Here is a 3,263-nt window from a genome sequence, read left to right as displayed (position 1 = left end):
GCGCGAGCGGCGACGACGGGCGACGAGCTGGTCGTCGCGCGGCTCGACCTCGACCAGATGGCGCCGGTGAGGAAGCGCTGGAACTTCCTCGGCCGCCGGCAGCCCCAGCACTACGCGCGCGTGCTGAAGCCCGTCACGGAGCGGGAGCCCAATCGATGAGTCGCGGCATGCCGAACGGAGCCGCCACGCGCGGCGTCGACACGCTTATCCGCGGCGGCCGGGTCGTCACGGCGTCGGACGTCGTCGAGGCCGCCGTCGCGATCAAGGACGGCGCGATCGCCGCCGTCGGGCCCGAGGCGCTCCTGCCGCCGGCCGACCGGGTGATCGACGCCGCGGGCAAGTACGTCCTGCCCGGGCTCATCGACTGCCACCTCCACGTCGGCCCCGAGTACGACGACTGGAAGACTGCGGCTCTCGCGGCGGCGCGGACCGGGCTCACGACGCTCCTGCCCTTCGTCGTCTACGACGAGGGCGAGACGCTGCCGAAGGCCTGCGCGCGGCTCCGCGAGGAGGCGGAGGCGCACTCCGTCCTCGACGTCGGCTTCCACTTCATTCTCAATCACGAGCCGCACATTCTCGAGGGTATCGCGGAGACGGTGAGCCTCGGCGTCACGTCGTTCAAGCTCTTCATGACCTACAAGAAGCGCGGCAAGCGCATGGTCTCCGACGAGTTCATCGCCAAGACCATGGAGCGCCTCGCCCCGCTCGGCGGCCTCTGCCAGCTCCACTGCGAGAACGGCGACGTCATCTGCTACCTCGAGGACAAGGCGATCGCCGAGGGCCGGACGGCGCCGACGGACTTCCCGCCCACGTGCCCCGACTGGACGGAGGAGGAGGCGATCAACCGGGCGATCCTCATCGCGCGGCTCACGGGCTGTCCGATGTACGTCGTCCACCTCTCGACGAAGCTCGGCCTCGAGCGCATCAAGCGCGCCCAGGCCGAGGGGCAGCGCGTGTGGGCCGAGACCTGCCCGCAGTACCTCCTCCTCACCGACAAGGAGATGGAGCGCTGGGGCCCGTTCGCGAAGATCGGCCCGCCGCTCCGGCCCGCCGACGGGCCCGACCGCGGGGCCCTCTGGCAGGGCGTCGAGCAGGGCTTCGTCTCGACGGTCGCGAGCGACCACGCGCCGCGCGCGCCGGAGGCGAAGGAGCCCGGCCGGAAGAACATCTTCGTGGATCCCCAGGGCAGGCCCATCCCCTTCGGCGCGCCCTCGCTCGAGACGCTCGCGACGCTCGTCTACAGCGAGGGCGTCGCCAAGCGCGAGCTGCCGATCACCTGGATGGCGCGCGTGCTCGCCGAGAACCCGGCGCGCATCTTCGGGCTCTACCCGCGGAAGGGCGTGATCCGCGTGGGGGCGGACGCGGACCTCACCATCTGGGACCCCGAGCCCGCGTGGACGATCCAGCGCACGCAGCACCTCGGGATCGCCGGCTTCACGCCCTACGAGGGCTGGGCCGTACGCGGCCGGGCGTGGATGACACTCCTGCGCGGCCAGACCGTGCTCGGGAGCGACGGCGCCATCGAGCAGAAGCCCGGCTACGGACGCTTTCTCGCCCGTGGGCGGCCGCAGGCACCGGTCGCCGGCGCCGCACGGTGACCGACTACCTCGATCGCCTCGCGCGCTGGGTCGAGGCGACGCGCCTCGACACGCTGCCGGAATCGACCGTCGCCGCCGCGAAGCTGGTGCTGCTCGACACCGTCGGCGCGATCCTCGCCGGCAGCGCGCTCCCGGAGAACGCCCGCCTCGCGCGTCTCGCGGCCGCGCGGTCGCCGCGCGGCGAGGCGACGCTCCTCGGTCATCGCGAGCGAGCCGACGCGTACTGGGCCGCCCTCGCCAACGCGACGGCGGGCGTCGCCCTCGAGGTGGACGAGGGCAACCGCCTGGGCGGCGGGCACCCCGCGATCCACGTGGTGCCGGGCGCGCTGGCGGTCGCCGAGGAGCGCCGGCTCGACGGCGCGCGGCTCCTCGAGGCCATCGTCGCGGGCTACGAGATCGGCTCGCGCATCGGCGGCGCCACGACGCCGCGCGCGAACGTGCACTCGCATGGCACGTGGGGCACGCTCGGCACGGCCGTGGCGGTGGCGAAGCTCGACGGCGCGCCCGCGGCGACGATCCGCGAGGTCGTCAACCTCGCGGCCTCCATGAGCCCGGCGAACTCGTGGACGCCCGCGCTGCGCGGCGCGACGATCCGGAACCTCTATCCGGGCCGGTCGGCGTTCCAGGGCATCCTCGCGGTGGACCTGCAGCGCGCGGGCTTCACCGGGCTCGCCGACGCGCCGTCCGACGTCTACGGCACGATCCTGGCGGACCGCTTCGACGGCGCGCAGACGCTCGACGCGCTGGGCGGGCGTCACCGGATCGAGCAGAACTACTTCAAGCTCCACGCGTGCTGCCGGTACAACCACTTCGCCCTCGACGCGCTCGCGCGCCTCACGCGCGACCATCGCGTCGTCGCCGACGACGTGCGGGAGGTCGAGGTCGTCACGATCCCGTTCGCGCTCCGCATGGCGGACGCCGCGCCGGACACGATGCTCGCGGCGAAGTTCTCGGTCCCGTGGGCGGTCGCCGCCGCGCTCGTGCTCGGGCGGACGGACGTGGCCGCGTTCGGGCCCGCCGCGCTCGCCGACCCGCGGATCGGCGCGCTGGCGCGACGGGTCGCGGTGACCGCCGACCCGGCGATGTCGCCGCGGCGGGCGGACCGGCCGACCGCGCGCGTGCGGCTCGTGCTCCGCGACGGCCGGACCCTCGAGGCCACGACGAGCGTGCCGCGCGGCGACGCCCTGAACCCCGTCCCCGAGGCCGAGATCGTCGCGAAGTTCGTGGCGCTCGCCGCGCCCGCGCTGGGCGAGGCGCGCGCGCGGCACGTCGTGGACGCGATCCGCGAGCTCGAGCGGCTCAAGGACGCGCGCGACCTCGGCACGCTCCTCGCCGGCGAGGCGAGAAGGAGCTCCCCATGACCATGACGCTGGACGAGCTGCTGCGCGCCCGCGTGGCGCGGTTCGTGGACCGGAAGGCCGACTGGGACGCGTTCGCCGACGCGCGCGTGGAGGGCTACCGGCGCGCCCAGCACCGGTTCATCGGCTCCGGGGCGTCGGGCAAGACGGACCCGCACGCGATCCCGGCGGAGCACTTCACGCTGAGCATCATGTTCGTGCCGCCGGGCCAGGGGAACGCGGCGCACAGCCACGAGGTCGAGGAGGCCTTCTTCATCCTCGAGGGCAAGGTGCTCGTCTTCCTCGAGGACGCGGCGGGGCGGCGGGT

Annotated in this window: 3 protein-coding genes; all 3 read left to right on the top strand. The window is 74.0% G+C overall.

Annotated elements, in window-relative coordinates; genetic code table 11:
* Positions 1-167: 167 nt before the first annotated feature.
* A complete protein-coding gene (locus VKG64_09245) occupies positions 168-1,598 on the top strand; it encodes an amidohydrolase family protein (GenBank protein HKB25225.1) in 1,431 nt (476 codons plus the stop codon).
* On the top strand, positions 1,595-2,959 hold the full coding sequence (locus tag VKG64_09240) for an MmgE/PrpD family protein (GenBank protein HKB25224.1): 1,365 nt from the start codon (positions 1,595-1,597) through the stop codon (positions 2,957-2,959). The genes VKG64_09245 and VKG64_09240 overlap by 4 nt, the downstream gene beginning before the upstream one ends.
* Positions 2,956-3,263 (top strand): cupin domain-containing protein (locus VKG64_09235; protein ID HKB25223.1); only part of this gene is annotated, 308 nt, incomplete at its 3' end. The genes VKG64_09240 and VKG64_09235, both read left to right, overlap by 4 nt.

This window comes from Candidatus Methylomirabilota bacterium (assembly GCA_035260325.1).
Classification (GTDB): domain Bacteria; phylum Methylomirabilota; class Methylomirabilia; order Rokubacteriales; family CSP1-6; genus AR19.
The sequence above is the reverse complement of the archived record's forward strand: the minus strand, read 5'-3'. Positions and strand labels throughout refer to the sequence as shown.

Coding starts and splice junctions, on each gene's coding strand:
- VKG64_09245 (HKB25225.1), top strand. CDS start 168: ATGCCGAACGGAGCCGCCACGCGCGGCGTCGACACGCTTATCCGCGGC.